Annotated in this window: 24 protein-coding genes; 16 read left to right on the top strand and 8 right to left on the bottom strand. The window is 65.6% G+C overall.

Annotated elements, in window-relative coordinates; genetic code table 11:
- The first annotated feature begins 85 nt into the window (after positions 1-85).
- From MZV50_RS02695 to MZV50_RS02705, 3 genes are all read left to right on the top strand, one after another.
- Entirely contained in the window at positions 86-886 is an 801-nt protein-coding gene (locus tag MZV50_RS02695) for a hypothetical protein (protein WP_252632886.1), read from the top strand.
- Between the two features lie 329 nt (positions 887-1215).
- Complete coding sequence (locus tag MZV50_RS02700) at positions 1216-1563, top strand: hypothetical protein (RefSeq protein WP_252632887.1); 348 nt, start codon at positions 1216-1218, stop codon at positions 1561-1563.
- A gap of 154 nt (positions 1564-1717) precedes the next feature.
- Complete coding sequence (locus MZV50_RS02705) at positions 1718-2167, top strand: hypothetical protein (RefSeq protein WP_252632888.1); 450 nt, start codon at positions 1718-1720, stop codon at positions 2165-2167.
- A gap of 50 nt (positions 2168-2217) precedes the next feature.
- On the opposite strand, the gene MZV50_RS02710 is transcribed toward MZV50_RS02705, so the two are convergent.
- Together MZV50_RS02710 and MZV50_RS02715 are read right to left on the bottom strand one after the other, a co-directional pair.
- Positions 2218-2472 carry a hypothetical protein gene (locus tag MZV50_RS02710; RefSeq protein WP_252632889.1) on the bottom strand — a complete coding sequence of 85 codons (255 nt, stop codon included), beginning with the start codon at positions 2470-2472 and terminating at the stop codon, positions 2218-2220.
- Between the two features lie 161 nt (positions 2473-2633).
- Positions 2634-3269: a hypothetical protein gene (locus tag MZV50_RS02715; RefSeq protein WP_252632890.1), complete on the bottom strand. Its 636-nt coding sequence runs from the start codon at positions 3267-3269 to the stop codon at positions 2634-2636.
- Between the two features lie 367 nt (positions 3270-3636).
- Between MZV50_RS02715 and MZV50_RS02720 the strand changes: the two genes are divergently transcribed.
- Both MZV50_RS02720 and MZV50_RS02725 read left to right on the top strand, forming a co-directional pair.
- Positions 3637-4299 carry a hypothetical protein gene (locus MZV50_RS02720; RefSeq protein WP_252632891.1) on the top strand — a complete coding sequence of 221 codons (663 nt, stop codon included), beginning with the start codon at positions 3637-3639 and terminating at the stop codon, positions 4297-4299.
- Positions 4300-5362: 1063 nt separating this feature from the next.
- On the top strand, positions 5363-5707 hold the full coding sequence (locus tag MZV50_RS02725) for a hypothetical protein (protein ID WP_252632892.1): 345 nt from the start codon (positions 5363-5365) through the stop codon (positions 5705-5707).
- Between the two features lie 53 nt (positions 5708-5760).
- On the opposite strand, the gene MZV50_RS02730 is transcribed toward MZV50_RS02725, so the two are convergent.
- The 5 genes from MZV50_RS02730 to MZV50_RS02750 all read right to left on the bottom strand — a co-directional run bounded on the left by MZV50_RS02730 (position 5761) and on the right by MZV50_RS02750 (position 10055).
- A complete protein-coding gene (locus MZV50_RS02730) occupies positions 5761-6018 on the bottom strand; it encodes a helix-turn-helix domain-containing protein (protein ID WP_252632893.1) in 258 nt (85 codons plus the stop codon).
- Between the two features lie 2037 nt (positions 6019-8055).
- On the bottom strand, positions 8056-8313 hold the full coding sequence (locus tag MZV50_RS02735; RefSeq protein WP_252632894.1) for a helix-turn-helix domain-containing protein: 258 nt from the start codon (positions 8311-8313) through the stop codon (positions 8056-8058).
- 219 nt (positions 8314-8532) lie between these two features.
- Positions 8533-9207, bottom strand: coding sequence for a FecR family protein (locus MZV50_RS02740; protein ID WP_252632895.1), 675 nt, complete (start codon positions 9205-9207; stop codon positions 8533-8535).
- Complete coding sequence (locus MZV50_RS02745; RefSeq protein ID WP_252632896.1) at positions 9146-9484, bottom strand: FecR/PupR family sigma factor regulator; 339 nt, start codon at positions 9482-9484, stop codon at positions 9146-9148. Before MZV50_RS02745 ends, MZV50_RS02740 begins: the two co-directional genes overlap by 62 nt.
- Positions 9462-10055: an RNA polymerase sigma factor gene (locus MZV50_RS02750; protein WP_252632897.1), complete on the bottom strand. Its 594-nt coding sequence runs from the start codon at positions 10053-10055 to the stop codon at positions 9462-9464. The genes MZV50_RS02745 and MZV50_RS02750 overlap by 23 nt, the downstream gene beginning before the upstream one ends.
- 356 nt (positions 10056-10411) lie before the next feature.
- On the opposite strand from MZV50_RS02750, the gene MZV50_RS02755 reads away from it, so the two are divergent.
- From MZV50_RS02755 to MZV50_RS02805, 11 genes are all read left to right on the top strand, one after another.
- Positions 10412-10717 carry an HU family DNA-binding protein gene (locus MZV50_RS02755; RefSeq protein ID WP_252632898.1) on the top strand — a complete coding sequence of 102 codons (306 nt, stop codon included), beginning with the start codon at positions 10412-10414 and terminating at the stop codon, positions 10715-10717.
- Between the two features lie 112 nt (positions 10718-10829).
- Positions 10830-14276, top strand: a complete 3447-nt coding sequence (locus MZV50_RS02760) for a TonB-dependent receptor domain-containing protein (RefSeq protein ID WP_252632899.1) — start codon at positions 10830-10832, stop codon at positions 14274-14276.
- 296 nt (positions 14277-14572) lie between these two features.
- Positions 14573-14893, top strand: coding sequence for an STAS domain-containing protein (locus MZV50_RS02765; protein ID WP_252632900.1), 321 nt, complete (start codon positions 14573-14575; stop codon positions 14891-14893).
- Complete coding sequence (locus tag MZV50_RS02770; RefSeq protein WP_252632901.1) at positions 14890-15255, top strand: response regulator; 366 nt, start codon at positions 14890-14892, stop codon at positions 15253-15255. Before MZV50_RS02765 ends, MZV50_RS02770 begins: the two co-directional genes overlap by 4 nt.
- A complete protein-coding gene (locus tag MZV50_RS02775; RefSeq protein WP_252632902.1) occupies positions 15252-17276 on the top strand; it encodes a chemotaxis protein CheA in 2025 nt (674 codons plus the stop codon). The genes MZV50_RS02770 and MZV50_RS02775 overlap by 4 nt, the downstream gene beginning before the upstream one ends.
- Positions 17277-17290: 14 nt before the next feature.
- Positions 17291-17788, top strand: coding sequence for a chemotaxis protein CheW (locus tag MZV50_RS02780; protein ID WP_252632903.1), 498 nt, complete (start codon positions 17291-17293; stop codon positions 17786-17788).
- 14 nt (positions 17789-17802) lie between these two features.
- Positions 17803-19620, top strand: coding sequence for a methyl-accepting chemotaxis protein (locus MZV50_RS02785; RefSeq protein WP_252632904.1), 1818 nt, complete (start codon positions 17803-17805; stop codon positions 19618-19620).
- A 38-nt stretch (positions 19621-19658) separates the two neighbouring features.
- Complete coding sequence (locus MZV50_RS02790; RefSeq protein WP_252632905.1) at positions 19659-21338, top strand: methyl-accepting chemotaxis protein; 1680 nt, start codon at positions 19659-19661, stop codon at positions 21336-21338.
- Entirely contained in the window at positions 21338-21826 is a 489-nt protein-coding gene (locus tag MZV50_RS02795) for a chemotaxis protein CheW (RefSeq protein WP_252632906.1), read from the top strand. Before MZV50_RS02790 ends, MZV50_RS02795 begins: the two co-directional genes overlap by 1 nt.
- Positions 21827-21879: 53 nt before the next feature.
- Positions 21880-22740: a CheR family methyltransferase gene (locus tag MZV50_RS02800; protein ID WP_252632907.1), complete on the top strand. Its 861-nt coding sequence runs from the start codon at positions 21880-21882 to the stop codon at positions 22738-22740.
- Positions 22741-22748: 8 nt separating this feature from the next.
- A complete protein-coding gene (locus tag MZV50_RS02805) occupies positions 22749-23849 on the top strand; it encodes a protein-glutamate methylesterase/protein-glutamine glutaminase (protein WP_252632908.1) in 1101 nt (366 codons plus the stop codon).
- 47 nt (positions 23850-23896) lie between these two features.
- Here MZV50_RS02805 and MZV50_RS02810 read toward each other — a convergent pair whose 3' ends face one another.
- Positions 23897-25657: a hypothetical protein gene (locus MZV50_RS02810; protein ID WP_252632909.1), complete on the bottom strand. Its 1761-nt coding sequence runs from the start codon at positions 25655-25657 to the stop codon at positions 23897-23899.
- Between the last annotated feature and the right edge of the window lie 40 nt (positions 25658-25697).

The following is a 25697-nucleotide window of genomic DNA, read 5'->3' on the forward strand; positions in this document are numbered from 1 at the left end:
CGAAGGGCAGTTCGCCACAGACTCTCCGGAAGGTTGACCTTGCTGAGAATTGACGCTCCGTTCGAGGCAACTTGGGAGGGGACAAATGTTTCGCACGCTTCTGCTCGCCAGCGTCGCTGTCAGCCTGGTCACCGGCGCGGCGGCGGCGCCAAAGACGGTGGCCCGTCCCCGCCCCAGACCGGCCCCCGCACCAGCCCCAATCCTGACGCCGCCGGAACAGGCGATCGTCATGGCCAAGCGCAATCTCGAGCGCGTGACGGCTGATCAGTATGCCGCGCAAGAGCCTCTCGATTCATTTGTGGGCAAGACGTTCACGATCGAGATCAAGCCGACGACGACCTATTCCGAAGGCGTGCTGGACATCTATCTGCTGACCACGACCATCTATCCGAACGAGAGCGCTGACTTCAAAGACGCCCATAGATTCGAGAACCATCCCTCCGTCGAGATTCGAGACGTGTCGGCGACAAAGCGGGGGAGTTATGTAGGCCAGAATGCTTTCGGTACCCGCGTTGCGGTGTCTCGGATCGATCTCGACTACGCGCTTTTGATGTTCGTCAATCGTCCGGAGGACAGCCAGTATCTCGTGCGGGTCCGCCTGCCGGGGCCAGATGCCAAGGTGCTATCCACGAGTGCCCGAGTGGTCGTGACAGGGAAGATCTCAAGCAGCGACAGCGGAAAGATCGCCGGGTGCGAAACTCGATATTCGGGAGCCACCATCGATCATCCGACATCCGGCACGGCCCGGAGGTGCTGGGTGGCGGTGGAGCTGCAATCGATGGTGGTCCTCGATAAAGCGGGCGGACGCATTCTAGGCCAGTGGACGCCTGAGAGTCCCAAAGCTTCGATTCTGAGTAAACCTGAACCCATCTCGTTCGATCCATAGGCCCAGTCTATTTCGCGATTGATTGGGGACTCCAGGGCTCTTGAGTTGTCGTCCTTGCGTGGGCGCCAATGGGGGCTTTGACAATCGCCTTCCGTGCCCGAAGCCCCGGCGAGCAAGGCAATTCGTGCTCTAGAGGGCTGCGGCGTATGCGTAGCTATCCTCCGCATTCGATTCTGCGCACCTACGCCAATCTACGAAATTCTATCCGGGAGCACGCTGGCGCCGCCGGCAGTACGCCGGCAACCGGACAGGGCGAATGTCTGCGAAGGGTGGTTAGTGGACGTTTGGCGGGACAGAGTGCTGGGTGCACTCGCGAGGGAGGAGGCGGCGTGAACAGTAGCGGATTGCTCTACAGCGACGCGGGCATGCTCAGCATCGCGATCTACGTCTTCTGGGGCGGCTGGCTGGTGACCTTGGCCGGGTTGATCATGTCGATCTTGGTGATGCGCCAGCCGCAGCGCCTAGCCCTGGGCGTCGCGCTGGCGATCGGAAGTCTGGCGCCCTTTGCCTATTTTCAGCTCTGGGTAACTCTTAAGCGCTTCGCACCAAGCGAACCTAAGTCATCCGACCTTTCGATTTGGCTCGTGGTGGCCGGAATGGCCGGGTGCGTGTTGGCCGCGCCCCTCGGGGCGCTGGTTCATGTGCTTAGAGCACAGCGACGCGAAAACACCCCATAATCTGAAGGTCCGACTAGGGTGGGAAGCGGTCATTGATGGCTCCTGTTCTTCGAGCATTTCGGCCAGAGTTGCCGCAATGCCGCCCCGACCAGAAGCGATACTCGGCCACTAGCCTAGAACGGGAATGACCATGCCCCTAGGAATACTGGCGGCAATGCTGCTCTTTTATGCGGCGGACCAAACGATCCCGAAGTCTGCAGCCACACCACAGCCGTGGCCGGCCGCGACCTGTCCCTCCTCAGCGAAGGGAGAACTGATCCCATTCGAGCAAGTACCCCTTGAGGTTTTGGCCGACCTTCGCCGCGTTGATCCAAAGATTTCGCCGCCAGGCGGACCATTCAATCCAAGTGACGTGATCGACGGCACCACACCTGGAACGCGGATTATAGCCGTGATGCGCCTCGGTGATCGACTGGCCGCAGCCTATGAAAAAGGCGGCCGGGGATACAGCGTCACCGTCGTCACCTATGTGCAAGATCCAGCCACCAAGCACCTCGTTGCGAGCGGCCTGCACACGTTAAGCGGCCGCGATACGCCGCGCGGGTGGGTGAAGGACGAGGACGCTTGCGCGGCGATGGTGCGCGCCTTGAGTGCCGGTGGGTGAAGCTCCCGGAAGCCGCCGCTGTTAAAGTCGGCTCAGGGTGGTTTGCAGACCTAGGGTGCAAGCTGCACCCAGATGGTCGGAACCTGATACTTTTCCGCCCAAGCCTGAGCAGCAGCCAAGGCGTTCTCAAGTGAGATGTCGTCCTCGGCGAGCGATCCATATCCCACCCATTCCCCGTCTGCCTTCCATGAACCGCCCGTGCCAAAGAAGCGGCCATCGCCGGAAGCCTCAACTGTCAGCCAACGGTGATCGTCGCCGAGGTCGGGCATTTGCTCATCCGATGAGAGGTAGATGACTTCAGCCATGGTGCAGATCGTGAAGGAGCGCGCCTAGGTCCGCAATGGGGCGTAAGCGGATCTTGCTTCAACCATCAACGCTCGGGCAACGTACTCTCCCAGATCGTCCGTCTCCAATCTCCGCTGTGGGTGGATGGCAGAATCTAGATGCCGAAGACAGCGGAACTGACTCAGTCTGTGGGCTTCCCGCGCTTCCACATGTCCCATCCTTGTCCCAACAACTGCCACAACGGAGGCAGGTCGGCGCGGCGCAATCCGTTTCGAAAGGCGTTCAGTTCCTGAAGCGCCGAACGAGCTTCCGTGCTGCAACCGATCATCTTGTCCATGGCACGCCTAGCTTTGGGCGAGTTACGATCGTTCGCGGACATAAAGGTCTCATATCTCGGCTCGAAAAACGCGAATGCGTTCTCCGCTCGTCGCAGCGCGCTAATCACAACGGTGTCTCTGACACTGGCATAGGGGAAACGGTCGATCGCCTTTTGAGCCACGGCAAAGCGTTCTTGTCCCAGACGCTCCGAACTCTCGAATGTCTCCCGAGCGTCATCGAATACAGAGACGATCTCCACGACGAGTTCGATCGCCGCTGCTGTCACAGCGATCTGATCTTCGCGACGGCGCCGATCGTTCTCGCGGGAAGCGACCCGAGCCAAGCTGTATGCGACCCACATCGCAGCTATAGAGCCAAAGGCCTGAACCCAACTGGCCATGTCGCTGCTGAAGAGGCCCTTTTTCTGCGCGACAACCGACAGAAAGAGCGCAGCGTAGATCAGGGCGCCAACGGCCAGAACTCGGTCGAAGAACTTCATGAGGGCGACGTTCCCACGATTCCCGCCCTCCGTGCAGCCACGCTTTCCGCTCAGAGCGCAGCGTGACCGCGGCAGTTGTGGAGGTCGATATCCTCCGCGTTCGGTTCTGCGCACCTACGCTAAACTGCGAAATTGTATCCAACAGGACGCCAGCGCCGCCCCGACGCCAAGTGCGCGATCGACGTCCGCGATCGGGTGGCTAAGCACGCCGCCGCAGTCTACTTCACAGCTCGCGGACCACCCGTTTTAAGTAGGTCAGACAACCCAACCGGATTGGGAATGTTTTGAAAGAACACCGTTCTTTGGTAGAGGCTGATGCTGCGCTTCGACCTGCACAGGCGCCTAGGCGACGCGCGCCGGAGGTCGCATGGGCGTTACCAAGGACATCATCGACCAGACGCCAAGGGCATTCGATCTAGCGGCTGCCTTTTCCAAGGCCCCCCTAGCAACCTTGCGTGGACCGGTGAAGCTTGGCGACGCGCTCACGCTGCTGGCCGGCGCGCTCTTGACCCTGACCTTCACCTTCATCGTCACTGGGCTGATTTGGTTTGCGGTCCTCTACCCGGACGCTTTCAGAGGGCACATGGGTGAAGGACTTAAGGAGGAAATAACGGCCAACTTCGTCATCGGAGGCAGCTTGTTCTTCGTCGAGTTCTTCTGCGCTCTTCTGACGTCCGTGGTCATTACCGTTGTCGCGCGCCTGTGTGGCGCCGCCTCCGGCGCCAGCCTTTTCGCCAAGGTCTTGCTCGTCTTCTGCCTGGAGGCGCTCGTCGGCATTCCGTCAGCCGTCTGCGTTTTCGCCGAGGAGGCTTCGACCCAATCCGTGATGATCGCAGTCATCGCCGTCATTCGCCTAGTTGAAGTAGCCCTGCTTCTCGCGCCATTGATCATTGCCGGACGTCTACGCGGAATTCGACTGGCACTCACCTGGGGCATAGGAGTGCCAGCTCCCACGGCGATCGTCTTTTTTGTGATTACCGGCATGCATTGGGTGACGCTCGGCCCCTTCCTCGTGAAGTCATGGGACTAACCTGGCGAGCACGACAATTCGCGCTCTAGAGGGCTGCTGCGTAGGCGTAGCTATCCTCCGCGTTCGGTTCTGCGCACCTACCCTTTTCTGCGAAATTGTATCCGGCGCTACGCCAGCGCCGTCAGCGGTACGCCGCCAAGCGGGCGCGGTGAACGTCTGTGAAGGGTGGAGAGCGGAACTTACGCGGCGATCCACTCAACTGATGATGCTCACCTCGGGCGCATCGCCGGTGTTCCAGGAAAACAGCACCAAGTGCCAAAGCCCAGGCGCTTTCCGCGAGGGGTCGATCAGGCCCTGGGCGCCCGCAGCGTCCAAGCGCGCCCGGACTGACCATGAACGCGGATTTCCCCCTCTCGCTACCACCTCCTGCCAAGGCGCTATCGCATCTTCCATCAGGACGCCGACAACCTCACGCGAAGCCCGATCGCGAAGATCAATGATCCGATCAGCCCTGACCCTGACAGCCAATATCTCCAGACTAGCCGCCCTTACGTCCCTATGAGCATCCATTAGCGCCGCCGCCGGCGTCTAGACGGGCGCTCAGGCGGCTCGGGCGGTCAATGTTCGCAACGGGTGATTGCGGAAGTGTCCGCATGGCCTAGGCTGGGCCAGCAATGAAACGAACAAACCTCACAGGGACAACTATCGCTTGGGCCTTGGCGCTTCTCTTTTGTGGCGCAGTACTGCTAGGCGACAGGATCACCTTAGATCAAAGAGATGCCAGCGTGGTAGCGGCACTTACTGAGCGTGGCTTCAAAGGAGCCAAGGTCGAGAAGGTCAGCATTCTCGGCCGGTTCTGGGTTCCGTGTGGTCGGGGATTAACAAGCGACGTCAGGCATTGGGTCGCCGCCGAGGCCGACGGGTATGTCTGCGCCTACTGGGGCCAACCCGCGCGAGTTTACGTAGAGCGCAGAGGTAGGCGGCGCGAAGCTAGTCGTTAGGTCCGCAACGGGTCGAAAGTGGTCATCAGCCATAGGCCAGACCGGCGACAGTTTCAGCGCCGGCGCCAATGACCGCTCACGACCCATGGCGGACCTTCCCCACGGTCGGATAACATCCGCGTATGAGCAATCTCGAACAGCAAATCAGGGACGGCGTGACTCGTCTCAGCACATTGCCGGATTTCCGTGAGGACCTTTGGCTGACGTTGTATCTCGCTGGGCAGCCGGAAGACCTCGCTGAGTTGGCTCGCCAGCTTTCGGCAGATGGGTGGATCAATGTTGGTGGCAGCGACAGCGGCTTCATCTACCCGAAGAAGCCAGCTCGAAATCACGGCGATGACATTGTCGAGCTAACGCTCCGTACGTCGGAGCTTTGCCGCCACCACGCTGTCGAACTCCTCACGATTGACGCCGACACGAGCGCCGAGGTTGATCGCTCGAAATTCGTCACGCTGTTTCAAGCTTAGGTCCGGCAACCACCCCGAGCGGACGTTCGTGGCGTCCGCTCGGGGCTAACGTCTTACTGAAGTGGCAGAGATTGCCTTCTCGCCGGGCGCGGTCCGCAGCGAGGGTCTGAAGTCGAGGTCTTGGCTCCGGTCTCCGCCCAGGCGACTAGGTCGGCCGCCGCGTCGATGACCCTGCCGCCGATCTTTCGAAATGAGGGACCGGTGCCGTAGAGGCGGTGCTTCTCCAGCGTCCTTGGCGAAAGGCGCAGGAGTTGGGCGGCTTCAACGGTTGAGAGATAGACCGGCAGACTTTCAGTTTTGAACGTGTCCATGGCGATGCCCTGGCTTTGCCCAAAGGGGGCGGTTGAGGGCTTTGCAGTTCCAGCTTCCGCGCCCGAAGCCCCGGCGAGCACGGTATTCGTGCTCTAGAGGGCTGCTGCGTAGGTGTAGCTATCCTCAGCATTCGATTCTGCGCACCTACCCTTTTCTGCGAAATTGTATCCGGCACTACGCCAGCGCCGTCGGCGGTACGCCGCCAAGCGGGCGCGATGAACGTCCGTGAAGGGTGGTGAACGGACCTGCCTCCGGTCGACCAAAATCAGCGGGCCGCTAGAATTTCCGCTGATCGACTGACTCCGGGCGACACGGTCCGGTTATGGTAGTCGTCATAAGGACGCGCCCTTCATAATAAGTATTCACCTCTTGCTTCAAGATACCAGCAAGGCGGTCGATTGTTGTTGTATCAACTTCATTTATGCCATTCTGCATCTTGGGCGGAGTCCGCCTCATAGATATAACTGATTCAGAATAAGACAGCGCGCAGTCTTCCTCACACTCAAGTCGGCGCTTTCCATCAACTATTGCTTCTATCGTTTTGTGATCATCGTCGATGACATAGTGACGAACGTGGATTGCCTTGGGGTCAGTGAGGCTATTGACGCGTGCGTTCAATTCGGGGTTTGCGATCCACGACCGGGCGCTTACTTCGCACCTAAACATGGTCTCCTTGGCGTCAGCGATGCTCGCGCCCATGATTCCAAAGGTTGCAATCAAGCAAGAAGTCGAAATCCGCACCGGAATATCAATCCTATCAACACTCCTGCCAAGCTTAGCACCAAAGCTTTGCGGAAGGCACTGATCGCGCGAAGTCTGATTTGGGTCGGGAGCGGCCCTTGCCTTCTTGCCGCAACGGCGACGTCGGAAAGGCTGCTTTCAGCACCGGCGCCAATGACAGCTCACGACCCTTCCCGGACATTGCCGCCGTCAGGTTCGCGGAGCGTCCTGTAAGTGCCTGAGGTGCAAGGTCCGCTAGGTCTCACTCTTGGAGCCGTTCCAACTTCCCGCTCCCCCCTACCGCACGTCCGTGAAGCGGGAGAACTTTCCTCTATTGAAGCACCGCGAATAGCTTCCCTGCTGAAAGCGAGGCCCGATCTCCCGGACCCAGTAGCCCGGGATAGCTTCTAGCGGATGCAGGAACCCTTCCCGAGCACCCCATGGCTCATAGGGGGTTCGTGAGGCCCCTTCTCGGCGGGAAACAAATCTCCGCCGCGCGCGGCGATAGCGCTCGTAGGGCCTGCGGCGTCGGATGTGAACCTGGGCAAAGCTAAGGGTCATAAGTGGATTAGGACCAGCGCGGGCGCTGTCCGCAAGGCCGACGGCCTGCATCCCGGACAAGCCGCCATGTCCACCAACCACCCATATCAGTCGCCAGCATGGGCGGCTTGGAGCGCTCTCAGAGCGGCGCTTGGAAATGGCATGTTCCACCAATCGCGGTAGCCAGCATCGCCCTTTTCATTGAGCAGGGCGACTGCCGCGCGCTCAACGGCCAAGGTGAAATCACGCGTCCCGCACTCACCTCGAAAGCAGACCTCTCCCGTCTCAGTCGGAGATTGCTTCTGAAAATCCGGAAACTCCAAAACGCGCAGAAACAGACGCGCAGGGTCCACGTCGACTTGGAGGTTCAGCCGCCACTCGTAGCTGACCTTGGCGATGTCCGCTTCCCGGCCAAAGCTTCAATTTCCGCTTCCGGGCGGCGCGGTAGTTTCCGCACCCGACCCGTGGCGGACAATAAGTGCGACTGCTACGAGACCGGACGGATTGGGGAAGAGCTATGGCTATCTGCTGCTTCTGCGCACAACCGATTACCAGCAGCGATGCTGGCGCGGTTTCCATCGCCCTGACGGTTCTCTCCCCTAGGCGAAACCCACCCAGCCAGGAACTGTTCGCTCACGCACCGTGCTTAGAAGAAAAGCTTGCTCCAGCTCTCGCGCCGTCCATCCCGTTTGATGCGGAAGCCTTCAGCGACTGACGGCCGACTTCTCCTAACCACCCCGAGCGGACGTTCGTAGCGTCCGCTCGGGGCTAACGTCTTACTGAAGTGGCAGAGATTGCCTTCTCGCCGGGCGCGGTCCGCAGCGAGGGTCTGAAGTCGAGGTCTTGGCTCCGGTCTCCGCCCAGGCGACTAGGTCTGCCGCCGCGTAGATGACCCTGCCGCCGATCTTTCGAAATGAGGGACCGGTGCCGTAGAGGCGGTGCTTCTCCAGCGTCCTTGGCGAAAGGCGTAGGAGTTGGGCGGCTTCAACGGTTGAGAGATAGACCGGCAGACTTTCAGTTTTGAACGTGTCCATGGCGATGCCCTGGCTTTGCCCAAAGGGGGCGGTTGAGGGCTTTGCAGTTCCAGCTTCCGCGCCCGAAGCCCCAGCGAGCACGGTATTCGTGCTCTAGAGGGCTGCTGCGTAGGTGTAGCTATCCTCCGCATTCGATTCTGCGCGCCATTTCTCCCAAGCCCATGATGCCGACGCCGTGGCCTCGATTTGGCCGGCGCGGTTATCGGCGCGTCTGTCCTCTTACTTCTTATTCCCGCTTGGCGCGGGCGTGATGGCCAGGGCGCCGTCGGCGCGTGGGGTTACCTCGACCGGCAGGGCGGCGGGCAGGTTGGCCAGGAAGGCCCGGGCCTGATCGGTGCGGAAGCTTGCGGTCAGGCGCAGGTCGGCGACGGCGGGGCTGGTGACGACGCGGACGGACGAGAAGCGGCCGATATCGCTGGCGACGTCGGTCAGGCGGGCCGAAGCGTAGCTTAGTCGGCCGCGGCGCCAGTCGGCGACGGCTTCCGGATCGGCCAGGCGTGCGCGGCGCGCCTCGCGGGCGTCCAGCGCGACGCTGTCGCCTCGGGACAGGACGGCGTCGAAGGCCGGGCCGCCAGCGTCGCGGCGCACCGCCACGCGCCCCCGCGCGACCGCCACGCCGATCTCGCCGCTTTCGGCGCGGCGGACCTCGAAGCGGGTGCCCAGCACGGTGACCCGCGTCTGGTCCGCCTCGACCTGGAAGGGACGGCCCCCGGCGTGGCGGACATCGAACAGCGCCTCCCCCGCTCCAGGACGTAGCGACGTCCGCCCGGCCAGCCGGCCGTCCGCAGGCGCGTCCCGGGCGCCAGGATCGCCAGGCTGCCGTCGCCGAGCGTCAGGGTCCGCGTGGCGCGGCCGCTTTCCAGGATCGTGGGGCGGGGGCCACGCCGACGCCAATCGCCAGGCACGCGGCCAGGGGCAGGGCGATGGCGGCGGCCCAGCGCCAGGTCTGGCGACGGTTCCCGGCGGGGCGCGCCACCAGCGCATCGACGCCGCCCAGCGCCAGCATCAACTGCTCGGCCTGGTCATAGGCCTGGGCGTGGCGCGGATCGGCCGCCAACCATTGGCCAAGCGCCTGGGCGCGCTCGGGCGACAGCCGCTCGCCGAACACGGACAGGGCCCACTCGCGAGCCTGGTCGTCGATGTCGCCGTCAGGCGCGGCGGTTGCGTTCACGTGACAATCCTCGAAAGTCGATCGGGCCGCCGGCGACGGCCCGCTGGCAGGCGGCGACCGCTTCGCCCACGGTCTTGCGCACCAGCGCCTCGGACACGCCGTTCTGGCGGGCGATCTCGGCGAAGCTTAGTCCAGCCACGCGGTTGTCGGCCAGGAACCGGCGATGGCGTGGCGGCAGGCCCTCGACCACGCGGTTCAGCACGTCGAGTTCCTGCTTGGCGATGACCGTTCGCTCGGCGTCCGGCGCGGCGTCGGGTTCGAGCGCCGGCGCCGAGGCCGAGACCAGGCGGTAGGCCATCTTCTGGCGGCGCAGAGCGTCGCGCGCCAGATTGATGGCCACGCGGAACACGAAGGCGCGTGGGCTTTCGTGCTCCTGGTCGGCCGGACGCTCGCCCAGCTTTACGAAGGCCTGCTGCGCCAGGTCCTCGGGCTCGGGCGGGCCGGGGCCGAAGCGAGCGCGAAGAAACAGCCGCAGGTCCTCCCAGTCGTCGCAGTAGCTCTCGCGGAATACCGCGCGTCGACTCCAGGTCCACGCCTCTTCGTCGGCGCTCGGCCGTTGCGACTTCGCCACGGCTCCTCCCCTTCGTTGTGCGCCGGTCTCTCACCGACGATGCGGCCTCCCGGCCGTCCGTTCAATGCGTCGCCAAATAAATCGCGACCGGAAGGTTTTGTTGTGCGGATGGGGGAAGCTCATTCGTTGAACTTTAATTGGGCGCGATTTTGAGCAATAAATTGCTCATTATTTCCCATGTGACCGGTAACTTTTTCCTTTCGAATTCAAATTCGGCATGTTTATGTCGAACGCAGTGACACCGGTGTCCAACCGGGAAAGCGACGTTTTCGTCGCGTGGGAGGGAGGCGGCCGCGTGCGAGCCCTGAACCATTTCGATCGCCATGGGCGAGGCGTCCCGGCCGGGCGAGACTCCGATGCGCGTTGACGGCGCCTTCGTGCGGCCCCTTCTCGATTATTCGCGCAGCCTGGACCGGGAGCTGAACGACCTGTTCGTCGGCGCGCTGCTGCGACGCATGCGCCAGGCGCTGCTGGACGGCCACAGCCTGGACGTGCCGCGGATCGGCGAACTGACCGTCCGCCAGGCGCGTCCCTACGCCCTCGTCAATCCAATCAATGGCCAGACCCGCGAACTGGGCGGCGAGCGGACCATCCTGTTCCGTCCCGACCGGCAGCTGGTCCGAGACCTGAACGCCGCGCGGAGCGATCCCGATGTCGCCTGATCACCGGGGCTGGCCAACGCCGCGGGCCGCCTGACGCGACCGCCATCCGGCGTCGGGCCGGAACAAAGAGCCCGCCGCCGAAAACACGAAATCAAAATTGGGGAGAAACCAAATGAACATCGATCGAAACAAGCGCCGGGGCAGGCTGCTCGCCGGCGTCTCCATCGCCGCCTTCGCCGCCGCCGCGCCGGGTCTCGTCGCCGCCCAGACCGCGGCGCCCGCGCCGCCCGAGACCGTCAGCGAGGTGGTCGTCACCGGCTATCGCGCCTCTCTGCAGAGCGCGCTGAACCTGAAGAAGAACTCGGACGTGATGATGGACGCCATCAACGCCGAGGATATCGCCGACTTCCCGGACTCCAACCTCGCGGAATCGCTGCAGCGCCTGCCGGGCATCTCGATCGACCGTGACAACGGCGAAGGCCGCACGATCAGCGTGCGCGGCCTGTCGGGCGATTTCAGCCGTGTACGGATCAATAACATGGAGGCGCTGTCGACCGGCGCGGCCAATGACGCCGGCTCCAGTCCCAACCGCTCGCGCGCCTTTGACTTCAACGCCTTTGCCTCGGAGCTGTTCAGCTCGGTGCGGGTGCGCAAGTCGTCCTCGGCCGAGGCCGACGAAGGCTCGCTGGGCGCGACCGTCGACCTGATCACCGGCCGCCCGTTCGACTACAAGAAGAGCCAGATGGCCTTCTCGGCCGAGGACTCCTATTACCAGAACGGTAAGAAGCACTCGCCGCGCATCACCGGCCTGTTCTCCGACCGCTGGTTCGACGGCAAGATGGGCGTGCTGGTCTCGGCCGCCTGGGCCAAGCGCAACTCCGAGGACGACAGCTACAATCGCGGCACCGGTTCGTCCGACTACGTCTATCGCGGCTCGACCTGGACCGGCGACGAACTGCCCGGCCGCGCCGGCTTCGCGGCGCCGACGGGCACGGTGTTCAGCGCCCTGATCCCGACCACCCTGACGGGCTCGGCGCTGAACGCCTACAAGGCCGATCCGGCCAACTACTACAACCCGATGGCCAACCCGGCCGCCTATGCGGCGATGACGGGTTCGGATCCGGCCGCCTACGCCAAGCTCTATCCGGGCTGCGCGGCGGTCGCCGCCCAGGCGGTGGCGGGCCTGACCCCGACCACGCCGGGCTGCAACAACTCGCTGATCCGCTTCCCGGCCTTGGCCTCGATCAACCAGCGAAACGTCGAGACCGAGCGCCTGGGCTTGACCGGATCGTTCCAGCTGCAGCTGGCCGAGCGCACGCGTCTGACCATCGACGGCCTGTATTCGAAGTTCGACAGCGTCAGCACCAACTACCAGATCGGCGCGGTCGGCCTGAACCGCAACAACACCAACGCCAGCTACTCTTACGGGGCCAATGTTCCGACGGCGACGGTCCGCAACGGCTCGGCCATGACCGACGCCCAGCGGCGCGGCCTCTATCCCGGGACCTGCACCTTCGCCGCCGAGACCGAGCTCTCGCCCGGCACCGACTGCGGTCAGGCGCTGAACGGCGCGACGCCGCTGGCGGGTTATGCCTACAGCTACAATCCCTACAATCTCGACGCTTATGACTACTACACCAACCCGAATTCCCCCGGTTACGCTGGCGAGGCCTCGACCCTGCCGTTCCGCGGCCAGCTGATCGGCCGTCCGGCGGTCAAGGTGCTGGACGCCGAGGTGGTCGGCCAGAACGCCGAATATCTGAAGCTGGCCAATGTCGATTGGCGCTCGGGCGCCGATCGTGGCGCCTACACCACCGACTTTCGCCAGGTGTCCGTCAACCTGGACCACGAGTTCAGCGACAAGCTGAAGGCTCAGGTCTCGGTCGGGACCTCGCGTTCGGAGAACGTCAACGTCGGCACCCTGGTCGAGTTCAACGCCATGGACGTGCAAGGGCCGTTCGTCTTCGACGAGCGCGGCGCGACGGGCATGCCCAAGTTCGACGTCGGCTTCAACGCCGCCGATCCGAACCAGTGGGGGATCGTCAAGGGCTTCTCGGCCATGCGCAATTATCGGCGCACGACGATCAACGACTACAAGGGCGGCAAGATCGATCTGACCTACGATCTGGACGATCACTGGACCATCAAGGGGGGCGTCACCAAGCGTCAGTTCGAGTTCTCGACCGACCAGTACGAGCGCAACAGCGACCTGCTGAACCCGACCGAGAAGGAGGCCAAGGTCACCGTCTCCTCGCTGGGCCAAGTGATCGAGTTCGGCGATGGCCTGGACGTGCCGACGGGATCGACGACCAGCTTCTTCGCGCCCAACCTGGAAGCGTTCAGCAGCGTCTTCGGCTTCGACTGCAACTGCATCAACAAGTACGGCGATTTCCGCATCACCCGGAAGCGCAACCGCACCGCCAGCTTCGGCGTGACGGAGAAGAACCTGTCGTACTACGCGCAGTTCAACTTCGACTACCAAGTCTGGGGCGGCCGTCGCCTGTTCGGTAACGTCGGCGTGCGCCAGGCCGAGACGGACGTGCTGGCCTATGGCGAAACGACCGCCGGCCGCCGTATCACCGGCGAGAACAGCTACACCGATACTCTGCCGTCGGGGAACCTGACCTGGGAGGCGTACGACAACCTCTATATCCGCTTCGCCGCGGCCAAGGTCATGGCGCGTCCGCTGCTGGGCAACCTGTCGCCGGCCGTCACCGGCATCAGCATTCCGGGCGACGGTTCGTCCATCGGCGGCACGATCACGGTCGGCAACACCAAGCTCTCGCCGTTCCGCGGCAAGGCCTACGACATCGCCGCCGAGTGGTACTTCAACAAGGGCGGCCTGATCAGCCTGGCGTACTTCCGCAAGGACATCGACAGCTTCCCGCAGACCGTCTTCTACGAAGCGCCGCTGTCGAACTTCCTGGACGCCGACGCGATCGCGGCCCTCAAGCTGCAGTTCCCCGGCGAGACCGGCGGCGACGTCTTCCGCCGCGCCTATATCGACGCCGACAACCCCGTCCTGGCCCGTCAGGTTCGCGACGCGCCGGGGGGCTACCTGCAAGGCTGGGAGTTCAACTTCCAGCAGGACCTGACCTTCCTGCCCTGGTACTTCAAGAACCTGGGCGTGCAGTTCAACATGACCAAGCTGGACACCCGGCTGACCTATATCCTCGATCCGGGTACGGTCGTCGCGGGCGCGGGCACGGTCACCAAGGCGCCGACCTACGGCAAGGGGCCCTGGCTGGGGGCCTCGCCCAAGGGCCTGAATCTGACGGTCTATTACGAGACCGAGAAATTCAACGCCCGCGTCTCGATGGCCAAGCGCGACGCCTACAAGACGACCTATCCGTTGACGGCCGGCAGCTGCGATCCCGGCCTCCAGGCCAACGGCTCGGCGTGCGACAGCCCGCTGATCAACGAGTTCGGGGCCTCGGCGGCGACGACCAACGTCGACATGTCGGTGCGCTACTCGCCGCTCAAGCAGGTCAGCATCACCTTCGAGGCGTTGAACATCACCGACGAGAAGGCCACCCGCTACAGCTACACCGATCCGGTCATCCAGTCGTACGGCGCCAGCGGTCCGAACTATCGGCTCGGGGTCCGCTACAAGTTCTAAGACGGTCCTTTCCAGATCGACGCCTTGGGGCCGCGCAGAGCGCGGCCCCTTTTTGTTTGTCTTCGGTGCGTCATTCCGTCGCGGGCTGGCTCGTTCGGGCGCAACCGTTGAGGGTGGAGCCCTTGCCGTGAAGCTCCGTACGCGCACGAGACCCTCGGCGTCGGAAAAATCGAGACAAATTGCCGCTCCGCCTCAGGTTGTCCCATTTACCGTAATTTAAGGGCGCGGCCTACAAAGTTTCCACAGCCAAATATTTCGCATATCGGCGATATATATTTGTCGCGGGGGCGACTTTATTGTCTGACGTCGGATCAGGAACGATCTCGTTCGCCGGTGAGGTGACGATTTCAAATATCGGTGAAGCCCATGAGCAGCTCGGAGCCTTGCTTCGCGAGCAGGGCGCCATTGTCATCGATATTCAGGACCTGACCGACACTGATCTGACGTTCGTCCAACTCTTGGAATCGGCTCGGCGCAAGGCGGGCGAGAACGGCGTCGGCCTGTCGCTCAACACGCCGGCCGCTGGCTCACTACTGGAAGTCCTCCGGCGCGGCGGATTCCTGGACGACGAAACCTCGGACCGCGCCCAGTTCTGGCTTCAAGGGGCAGCTCAATGACCGCGATCCTCACCGTCGACGATTCCGCCAGCATCCGTCAGGCGATCAAGATCGCCCTGAGCGGCGAAGGCTACGCCGTGACCGAGGCCGTCAACGGCCAGGACGGCCTGGACAAGGGCAGCGCCGGCGGCTTCGACCTTATCGTCACAGACCTGAACATGCCGGTCATGGACGGCCTGGCCATGATCCGCGAGCTGCGCAAGCGCCCGGCCGGCGCCGGCGTGCCGATCCTGTTCCTGACCACCGAATCCGACGCCGAGATCAAGGCGCAGGCCAAGGCGGCCGGGGCCACCGGCTGGCTGACCAAGCCCTTCGATCCCGAGCAACTAGTCCGGGTCGTCAAGAAGGTCCTCGCCAAGTGAGCGGTCAGGATCCCGTCGAGATCTTCCGCCAGGAAGCGCAGGAGCTGTTCGAGGACATCGAGCAGGGCCTGCTCGATCTGGCCCACCGTCCCGGGGATCGTGATCTGGTGGACGCCGTCTTCCGCGGCCTCCACACCCTGAAGGGCTCGGGCGCCATGTTCGGCTTCGACGCCCTCGCCGCCTTCACCCACCACTGTGAAACCGCCTTCGACCGCGTCCGGAAGGGCGAGGTCGCCGCGACCTCCGAACTGGTCGGCGCGGTCCTGGCCTGCCAGGACCACATGCGAGCCCTGGCCGAGGGCCGACCGGCCGAGGCGGCCGTCGGCGAGGCCCTGCTGGCCGAACTGCACCGCGTGGTCGCCAGCGCCGGCGGCTCGGCCGTCGAGACGCCCGCCGCGTCCGCCGCCGCCCCGGCCTCGACGCCCGCCGCCCCCAGCCTCAAGACCTGGCGCGTGACGCTCAGCCTGCCGGCCGACGCCCTGGTCAACGGCACCCGCCCATTGCCGCTGCTGGACGAACTGCGCGAGCTGGGCGACTGCACGGTCGTCGCCGTCACCGACGCCGTTCCCGATTTCGACGCCCTGGTGCCGACCGAGTGCCATCTGGCCTGGGACGTGACCCTGGTCACCAAGCACGGCCGCGACGCGATCGAGGACGTCTTCATCTTCGTGATCGACGACATGACGCTGGACATCCAGGACGTCACGCCGGTCGAGGTTCCAGCCGAAGCGCCCGTCGAAGCCCTCGCCGAGATCGTCACCGAGGCCGCGCCCGCCGCCGTCGCGTCGCAGGCCGCCGCCGCGCCCGTGGAGGCCGCCAACGAAGGCCGCGCCACCAAGACCAGCGGCGACACCGTCCGCGTCCCGGCCGAGCGCCTGGACGAGATGATGGACCGCGTGGGCGAGCTGGTGATCGCCCAGTCGCGCCTCAAGCAACTGGCCGCCAGCAGCAGCGACATCGCGCTGCGCGCCGTCGCCGAGGAAATCGAGCGCCTGGCCGCGGAAATGCGCGACACGATGATGGTCGTGCGCATGGTGCCGATCGCTCAGCTGTTCGGCCGCTTCCGCCGCCTGATCCACGACCTGGCGCGCGACACCGGCAAGTCGATCACGCTCTCGACCGAGGGCGAGGCGACCGAGCTGGACAAGACCGTCATCGAACGCCTCGCCGACCCGCTGATCCATCTGATCCGCAACTCGGCCGACCACGGCCTTGAGACGCCCGAACAACGCCGCGCCGCCGGCAAGTCCGAGACCGGCCACATCGTCCTGGCGGCGCGCCAGTCGGGCGCCGAGGTGGTGATCACCATCACCGACGACGGCCGTGGCGTCGATCGCGCCCGGGTCCGCGCCAAGGCCGAGGAAAACGGCCTGATCCAGCCGGGTCAGGTGCTCAGCGACAACGAACTGCTGCAGCTGATCTTCGCCCCCGGCTTCTCGACGGCGGCGGCGATCACCAACCTATCCGGTCGCGGCGTCGGCATGGACGTCGTCAAGAAGACCATCGAGGGCCTGCGGGGCGCGATCGAAATCACCAGCACCCCGGGCCACGGCTCGGTCGTCTCGCTGCGCATCCCGCTGACCCTGGCCATCATCGATGGCCTGCTGGTTCGCGTCGGAAGCGGCCGCTACGTCATCCCGCTGTCCTCGGTCGAGGAGTGCGTGGAGCTGTCGGTCGAGCAGGACGTACGCTCGGCGGGCCGCAGCCTGATCACCCTGCGCGACCAACTGGTGCCGTTCATCCGCCTGCGGCAGATGTTCAAGACCGGCCTGGCGCCCGATCCGCACCAGAAGATCGTCGTGGTCTCCACGGGCGGACATGAGCGCGTCGGGCTGGTCGTCGACCAGATCCTCGGCGACCACCAGACCGTCATCAAGCCGCTGTCGCCGTTCCATGCCGACGTCGGCGCCTTCTCGGGCGCGACGATCCTGGGGGATGGCGGCGTGGCCCTGATCCTCGACATCGGCAGCCTAGTGGCCGCCGGTCAACGCCACGACGCGCAGACGCGCGCCGCCAGCTGAGAAGGGGCCCGGACATGACCACCGAACTTCCGACCGGCCCGATCGAGGCCCTGACCTTCGACCTGCGCGGCGAGACCTTCGCCCTCGAAGCCGGCCTCGTGCGCGAGGTGCTGGACCTGCTGCCCGAGACCGACGTGCCGGGCGCCCCGGCCTTCGTCGGCGCGGTGATCAACTTCCGGGGCCGGGTCATCCCGCTGGTCGACCTGCGCGTCGCCTTCGACATGGAGGCGGCCGAGCCCACGATCGACAGCCGCATCGTCGTCATCGAGCACGCGCTGGATGGTGAGCCGACCCTGATCGGCCTTCGCGCCGACAAGGTCCACGAAGTCACTTCCATCGCCCACGACATCACCGAGGACGCGCCGCGCGTCGGCCTGAAATGGCGCGCGGACTTCATTCGCCTGCTCGCGCGCCGGGACGGCGACGTGATCGTCATCCCCGACCTCGACCAGATCTTCGCGGCGCGCGGCCAGACCGCCGTCGTCACCCCCATCAACGCGGCGCAAGCCTGAGCTGGACCTTCCACATGCGCTTCACCATCAAACTCAAGCTCGGCCTGGCCTTCGGCCTGCTCATCGTCCTGATGACGGCTTCGACGCTGCTGGGCATCAGCTCGCTGAACAAGATCAACTCGGCCCAGACCGCGATGATCGTCGGGCCGATGGCCCAGTTGCAACGCGCCCAGGCCGCCAACATCGCCCTGCTGCAGATCACCCGCGCCCAGAAGAACATGGCTCTGGCGACCAACGACGACGAACTGCGCGGCCAGAACGAGAAGGCCGACAAGCAGCGCAAGGAAGTCCAGAGCCTGATCGACCAGGGCGTGGCCAAGGCGACCAGCGATGACGCCAAGGTCAAGTGGACCGCCCTCGAGCAGGACTGGGAAACCTACGCCGCGATCGACCTGAAGCAGCGCGAGGCCCTGATGTCGGGACGCCGCGCCGAGGCGGTGACGATGATGTCGACCGTGCAGCGTCCGGCGACCAACGCCGTGAGCCAGCGCGTTGACGATCTGGTGGCTTTCAACACCCAGCGCCTGCACGCTGCCGACGAGGAAGGCAACCAGACCTTCGCCGCCGCCCGGAACGTCCTGATCGCCGTGGTGATCGGCTCGCTGCTGATCGGTGTCGCGGCCGCGGCCTGGATCTCGCTCACGATCGGCAAGGGCCTCGCCAAGATCGCCGATCTGGCCAACGCCGTCGCCCTGGGCGACCTGGACCAGCGCGTCAACATCACGACCAACGACGAGATCAAGGACCTCGTGGATACGGTCAACCGCATGACCGAAAATCTGCGCGCCACCGCCGCCGTCGCCGACAAGGTGGCCGACGGCGACCTGACCGTCGAGACCAAGCCTCTGTCGGACAAGGACACGCTGGGCATCGCCCTGGAACGCATGGTCGAGCGCCTGCGGGGCGTGGTCTCGGACGCCATCTCGGCCTCGGAGAATGTCTCGGCGGGCAGCCAGGAACTGTCGGCGGCCTCCGAGCAGGTCAGCCAAGGCGCCACCGAACAGGCCTCTTCGGCCGAAGAGGCTTCGGCCTCGATGGAAGAGATGGCCTCGAACATCAAGCAGAACGCCGACAACGCCGCCCAGACCGAGAAGATCGCCCGCCAGTCGGCGATCGACGCCGAGGCCTCGGGTGAAGCGGTCAATCGCGCCGTCGACGCCATGCAGACGATCGCCGAGAAGATCGCCATCGTGCAGGAAATCGCCCGCCAGACCGACCTGCTGGCCCTGAACGCCGCCGTCGAGGCCGCCCGCGCCGGCGAGCACGGCCGTGGCTTCGCCGTCGTCGCCTCGGAAGTGCGCAAGCTGGCCGAGCGTTCGCAGACCGCCGCCACCGAGATCAGCGCCGTGTCGTCCGACACGGTGAAGGCCGCCCAGTCGGCCGGCGAGATGCTGACCACCCTGGTGCCGAACATCCGCAAGACCGCCGAGCTGGTCTCCGAGATCAGCGCCGCCTGCCGCGAGCAGGACATCGGCGCCTCGCAGATCAACGAGGCCATCCAGCAGTTGGACAAGGTCACGCAACAGAACGCTTCGGCCTCGGAGCAGATGTCGGCCACGTCCGAGGAGCTCGCCGCCCAGGCCGAGGAACTGCAGACCTCGATCGCCTACTTCCGCCTGTCGAATGGCGGCCAGGGCGTGCGCAAGCCCGCCGCCTCGGCGCCGGTCGTGCGCCTGCCAGCCCGCGCCGCCGCCAAGCCGGTCGCGCCGAAGGCCGCCGCCCGCAAGGCGCCGCGCGCCGTCGCCGCCCAGCAGGCCCGCGCCCAAGGTTTCGCCCTGGACCTCAGCCAGGGCGGCCCGGACGCCGACGACCGCGAATTCACTGAATACTGACTGACCCTCGACCCCGCTCACGCCGAAGGATCAAGACCATGCGTTTCACTATCAAGCTCCAACTGGGTTTGGCTTTCGGCCTGATCATCGCCCTGTTGCTGACGGCCACCCTGTTCGGCGTGAACAGCCTGTCCTCGACCAACCGCGACATGAACGCGATGGTCGATGGCCCGGCCGTCCGCCTGCAGGCGGCGCAGGAGCTGAACATCCACATGCTGAATGTGGTGCGGTTCGAGAAGAACATGGTCCTGGTCGACACCCCCGAGGAAGTGAAGACCCTCGAGGCGTCGGTCGAGAAGGAGAAGAAGACCTTCGAAGCGCTGCTGGCCAAGGCCGAGGGCCTGGCCACGGCCGAGGGCAAGCCCAGGTGGCAGGCCCTGGGCGGCGCCTGGGAGCGTCTGCTCAGCGCGCATGAACGGGTCTACGGCCTGGCCGTCGTCAACAACGACGCCGGCGCCACGGCCGTCTCGATGGGCGAGGGCCGCAAGGCGGTCACCGAGGCGAGCGCGCAGGTGCAAGAATTGGTCGAGCTGTCGCAGGCTCAGCTGAACGCCGCCACCGACAAGGCCGACGAAGACTTCGCCAAGGTCCGCAACAGCCTGATCATCCTCGCGGCCGTCTCGCTGCTGATCGCCGCCGCCGCCGCGGTCTATATCTCGATGACGGTCAGCAAGGGCCTGAACCGCGCCTCGGAGGCGGTTCGCTCGGTCGCCGACGGTGACCTGACCAAGACGATCGACATCACCACCAAGGACGAGATCGCCGACCTGCTGGGCCACGTGAACGTCATGATCGAACGCCTGCGCGGCGTGGTCTCGGACGCCATCTCGGCCTCCGAGAATGTCTCGGCCGGCAGCCAGGAGCTGTCGGCGGCCTCGGAGCAGGTCAGCCAAGGCGCAACCGAACAGGCCTCGTCGGCCGAGGAGGCTTCGGCCTCGATGGAAGAGATGGCCTCGAACATCAAGCAGAACGCCGACAACGCCGCCCAGACCGAGAAGATCGCCCGCCAGTCGGCGATCGACGCCGAGACCTCGGGCCAGGCCGTGACCAAGGCCGTCGACGCCATGCAGACGATCGCCGAGAAGATCACGATCGTGCAGGAAATCGCCCGCCAGACCGACCTGCTGGCCCTGAACGCCGCCGTCGAGGCCGCCCGCGCCGGCGAGCACGGTCGTGGCTTCGCCGTCGTCGCCTCGGAAGTGCGCAAGCTGGCCGAGCGCTCGCAGACCGCCGCCGCCGAGATCAGCGCCGTGTCGTCCGACACGGTGAAGGCCGCCCAGTCGGCCGGCGAGATGCTGACCACCCTGGTGCCGAACATCCGCAAGACCGCCGAGCTGGTCTCCGAGATCAGCGCCGCCTGCCGCGAGCAGGACATCGGCGCCTCGCAGATCAACGAGGCCATCCAGCAGTTGGACAAGGTCACGCAACAGAACGCTTCGGCCTCGGAGCAGATGTCGGCCACCTCGGAAGAGCTCGCCGCCCAGGCCGAGGAACTGCAGACCTCCATCGCCTACTTCCGCACCGGCAACACCACGGCGGCGCGTCGTCCCGTCCGCGCGCCGGCCAAGCGCCCGGCCGCATCGACCGCTCGCAAGCCGGCCGCTTCGGCGCCGCGCCAGACGGTCGCCGCCCAGCAGGCTCGCGCCAACGGCTTCGCCCTCGACCTCAGCCAGGGTGGCCCGGACGCCGACGACGCCGACTTCCGCGAGTACGCCTGATGGCCGGCGCCGCTGATCAGCAGTTCGTCACCCTGGGGCTCGGCGCCGAGGTCTTCGCGGTGTCGGTCGCCCATGTCCGCGAGATCCTCGACTACCAGGCGCCGTTCGCGATCCCGGAAGGGCCCAGCTACCTGATGGGCCTGACCGACGTGCGCGGCCGGGGCACGCCGACCATCGACCTGCGCCTGAAGCTGGGCCTGCCAGCCATTCCGCCGACCGGCGCGACCCGCATCCTGGTGCTGGACGTGCCGCTGGAGGACCGTGTGCTGTCGCTGGGCCTGATCGCCGACCGCGTGATCGAGGTCGTGGCCTTCTCGGAAGACCAGGTCGAGGCCGCGCCGGATATCGGCGTGCCGTGGCGATCGGAATACATCAAGGGCGTGGTGCGTCGTGACTCGGCCGCTGGGAAGGGGGGCTTCGTGGTCATCTTCGACCTCGCCCGCCTGCTGACCAGCCAGGACGCCGCCGCCCTCAGCCAAGCGGCCTAGAACAGGCCGTCGAAGAGACAGCGGCGCGACAGACGCCGCGAACGGAGAAGCCCGTGTCGAGACATGCCGCCGTCGCCCTGCAGGCGCCCGAAGCCGAACAACTCAGCGCCCGCAATTTCCAGCGCCTGGCGACGTTCATCCAGGATTACAGCGGCATCAAGATGCCGGCCAACAAGCGCACCATGCTGGAAGGCCGTCTGCGCCGCCGCATGCGGGCCACGCGGATCCCCGACGTCAACGCATACTGCCACTTCCTGTTCGAGGAAGACGGCCTGGCCGCCGAGACCATCCACCTGATCGACGCGGTCACCACCAACAAGACCGAGTTCTTCCGCGAGCCGGCCCATTTCGACTTTCTGGTCGCCAAGGGGCTGCCGGCCCTGGCGGCCAAGGGCAAGCGCGAGATCAAGATCTGGAGCTCGGCCTGTTCGACGGGCGCCGAGCCCTACACGATCGCCATGATCATGGACGAGTTCTGCGAGAAGCAGCGCGGTCTCGACTATTCGATCCTGTGCACCGACATCTGCACCGAGGTGCTGGACCAGGCGATCGCCGGCCGCTTCTCGGAACAGATGATCGAGCCGGTCTCGATGGCGCGCCGCCAGCGCTATCTGATGCGGGCCCGCGACGCCTCGCGCGCCGAGATCCGGATCAAGCCGGAACTGCGCGGCAAGCTGTCGTTCGCCCGCCTGAACCTGATGGATGACGCCTATCCGATCGAGACCGATCTCGACGTCGTCTTCTGCCGCAACATCCTGATCTATTTCGACAAGGTGACCCAGGCCAAGGTGCTCAAGCGCCTATGCAACCATCTGGCGCCTGGCGGGTATCTGTTCCTGGGACACTCGGAGTCGATCGTCGGCATCGACCTGCCGGTCGTGCAGATCGCCAACACCGTGTTCCAGAAGCGGTAGGGAACGCCATGATCGCGGGCAGGAAGATCCGTGTTCTGATCATCGACGACTCCGCCACCGTGCGGCAGACGCTGGCCTCGATCCTGTCCGAGGACCCGCAGATCGAGGTGCTGGGCGTCGCCTCCGACCCGTTCGTGGCCGCCAAGCGCATCGCGGAGGAGATTCCCGACGTCATCACCCTGGACGTCGAGATGCCGCGCATGGACGGCATCACCTTCCTGCGCAAGCTGATGGCGCAGAAGCCGATCCCCGTGGTGATGTGCTCGTCCCTGACCGAGGCCGGGTCCGAGACCCTGCTGCAGGCGCTGGAGGCCGGCGCGGTCGACATCATCCTCAAGCCCAAGATGGGCGTCGCCGACCACCTGCTGGAATCGAAGATCCGTATCTGCGACGCGGTGAAGGCCGCGGCCGGCGCGCGGATTCCCGGCTCCAAGCGTCCGGTCCCGCAGTTCGTCCGTCCCGACCATGCGCCGGAGAAGAAACTCACCGCCGACGCCATGCTGCCGCCCCCGGGCGCGGCCAAGGCGATGGCCCGCACGACGGAATCGATCATCTGCATCGGCGCCTCGACGGGCGGGACCGAGGCCCTGCGCGTGCTGCTGGAAGCCCTGCCGCCGGACTCACCCGGCGTCGTCATCGTCCAGCACATGCCCGAGAAGTTCACCGCCTCGTTCGCCAAGCGGCTGGACAGCCTGTGCGCGGTGGAGGTGAAGGAAGCCGAGGACGGCGACACCGTGCGCCGTGGCCGGGTGCTGATCGCGCCGGGCAACAAGCACACCCTGCTGGAGCGCAGCGGCGCCCGCTATTACGTCTCGGTCAAGGACGGGCCGCTGGTCTCGCGCCACCGGCCCTCCGTGGATGTCCTTTTCCGCTCGGCGACCCGTTCGGCGGGCTCGAACGCGGTGGGCGTGATCATGACCGGCATGGGCGACGACGGCGCGCGGGGCATGGCCGAGATGAAGCAGGCGGGCGCCTTCACCCTGGCCCAGGACGAGGCCACTTCGGTGGTGTTCGGCATGCCAAAGGAAGCCATCGCGCTGGGCTGCGTCGACCGCGTGGCCCCCTTGCAGAACCTGGCGGCCGAGATGCTGCGCGCGGCGAGCCGGTAAGGCTCATTCATCCTGCTCGCCCAAGGGGGAGATGGAGAGCTCAATTCCTAGAACAGCAGGTCGTCGTCCTCGACGGCCGTGACTTCGGCCTCGACCTCGACCGGACCCTCGCCCAGCCCTTCGGTCAGGGCGCGATGGACCTCGCGCTCCTGGGCCATGGTGTACTGCTTGGCCAGGCGGTCGACGGTCGGGCGCAGGGCCGCGGCGATGTCGTCGGTGGCGATGTCGCCGTCGCCGGCCATGCCCTGGAGCTGCGCGGCGGTTTCGTCGAGCACCGAGCCGATCTGCTTGTGGAAGTCGAAGCGCTGGGAAGCGCGACGCAGCATGTCCACGACTTCCGCGCCCTGACGGGCCACGGCGGCCAGGGCGTGCTCGACGCCGTCGCCGGCCTTGCCGATCCGGGTGACCGCGTCGCTCAGCACATTGGCGGCGGCGGCGGCCTTGCCGTCCTCGGCGTCCTGGACGGCTTCGCGCTGACCCAGGGACTCGGCGGCGTTGAACAGCCCCTCCAGGGCGCTGGTGGTCAGGCCCGCCGACTTCTCCAGATGGATGGCGTGCTGGCGCAGCTCGATGGCGATGACGCCCAAGGGCTTGCCGGTCTCGCCGATGCGGCTGCACTTCAGCGTGGTGTTCAGCGCCATCATCTGGACGTCGGCGCGGATGTTCTGGATGCCGGCGATACGCTCGGACAGATCGCGGGCCGAGACGGCGGCCGAGCGGCTGACGTCCTCGGCGGCCTGCTCGCCGGCGGTCATGTCGCCGACCAGCTCCAGGGCCTGGCCGACATTGCCTTCCAGGTCGCGCAGGAAGTTCGTCTCCGCGCCCTCCGTCTGGCCCGAGGCCAGGTCGCGCAGGCGCAGCAGCTCGGCGGCGTCGGCGGCCATGCCGATCACGTTCTGGCCGATGCGCGAGACCTCGCGATGGAAATCCTCGGCCGTCGCGGTCAGCTGGGCGCCCAGCAGGCGGTGCATGAAGGCGTGAGCCCGGGCGCGCGGTTCGGCGTCCAGGCCGGCGACCTCGGCCGACTCGTCCAGATAGCGCAGGCCCGCCTGGACGTGCTCGATCCGCTGACGGGTGATGTCGCCGATCTGCAGGGCGGCCAGGCCCGAACCGACCTTCTTCTGAACATCGCGCGCCAGGGTCGCGACGCTCAGGGCGACCTCGACGATGCGGGCGTGGTGGGCGGCGATGGCGCTGGCGCTGGCCGTCAGGGCGTCGGGCACCGCCGGCAGCAGCGCCACGCAGTCGCGAGCCAGTTCCTGCTCGTGGACCAGCGCGCCGCGCAGGGTGTGGTCCAGGCCGGCCAGCTCGCCGGCGAAGGCGTCCAGCTGGGTGCGGCCCATCTCGATGCAGTCGTAGATCTCCTGAGCGAAGATCGCGAACTCCGGCCCGGCGGCGGCGATGCCGCCCGAGGTGATCTTGATGTTGATGGCGAAGACGCGGAGATAGGCCAGGTGCTGGCGCATCTCCTCGATGCAGGCGCCCAGGCGATCGCCGAACTTGACCAGCTCGGCCACCCGCTCGCGGCGCTGGCCCAGGCTGTCGGGCAGCGACTTCAGCGACTCGGCGGCGCGGGCCAGGTCGGCGGCGGTGGTGGTCACCGTGTCGGCGTCGAGATTGCCCCGCATGCTGTCCAGTCCCGCGATCAGGGCGCCGACGCCCTCGACCGCTCGCGACAAGACGTCACCCGCTTCCAGAAAGCGGCTTTCGACCACCTGGCGCGCCGCTTCGAGGCGTTGCGCGACCCGCGCGCCCTCGCCGGTCGAAACCGTCGTGTCCGAGACTGTCGCTGCTGATGCCAAGCCCATGAAATCGCCGACTGTTTTGTTCGTGACGGACTATCGCAGG

The organism is Caulobacter segnis, from assembly GCF_023935105.1.
GTDB lineage: Bacteria > Pseudomonadota > Alphaproteobacteria > Caulobacterales > Caulobacteraceae > Caulobacter > Caulobacter segnis_B.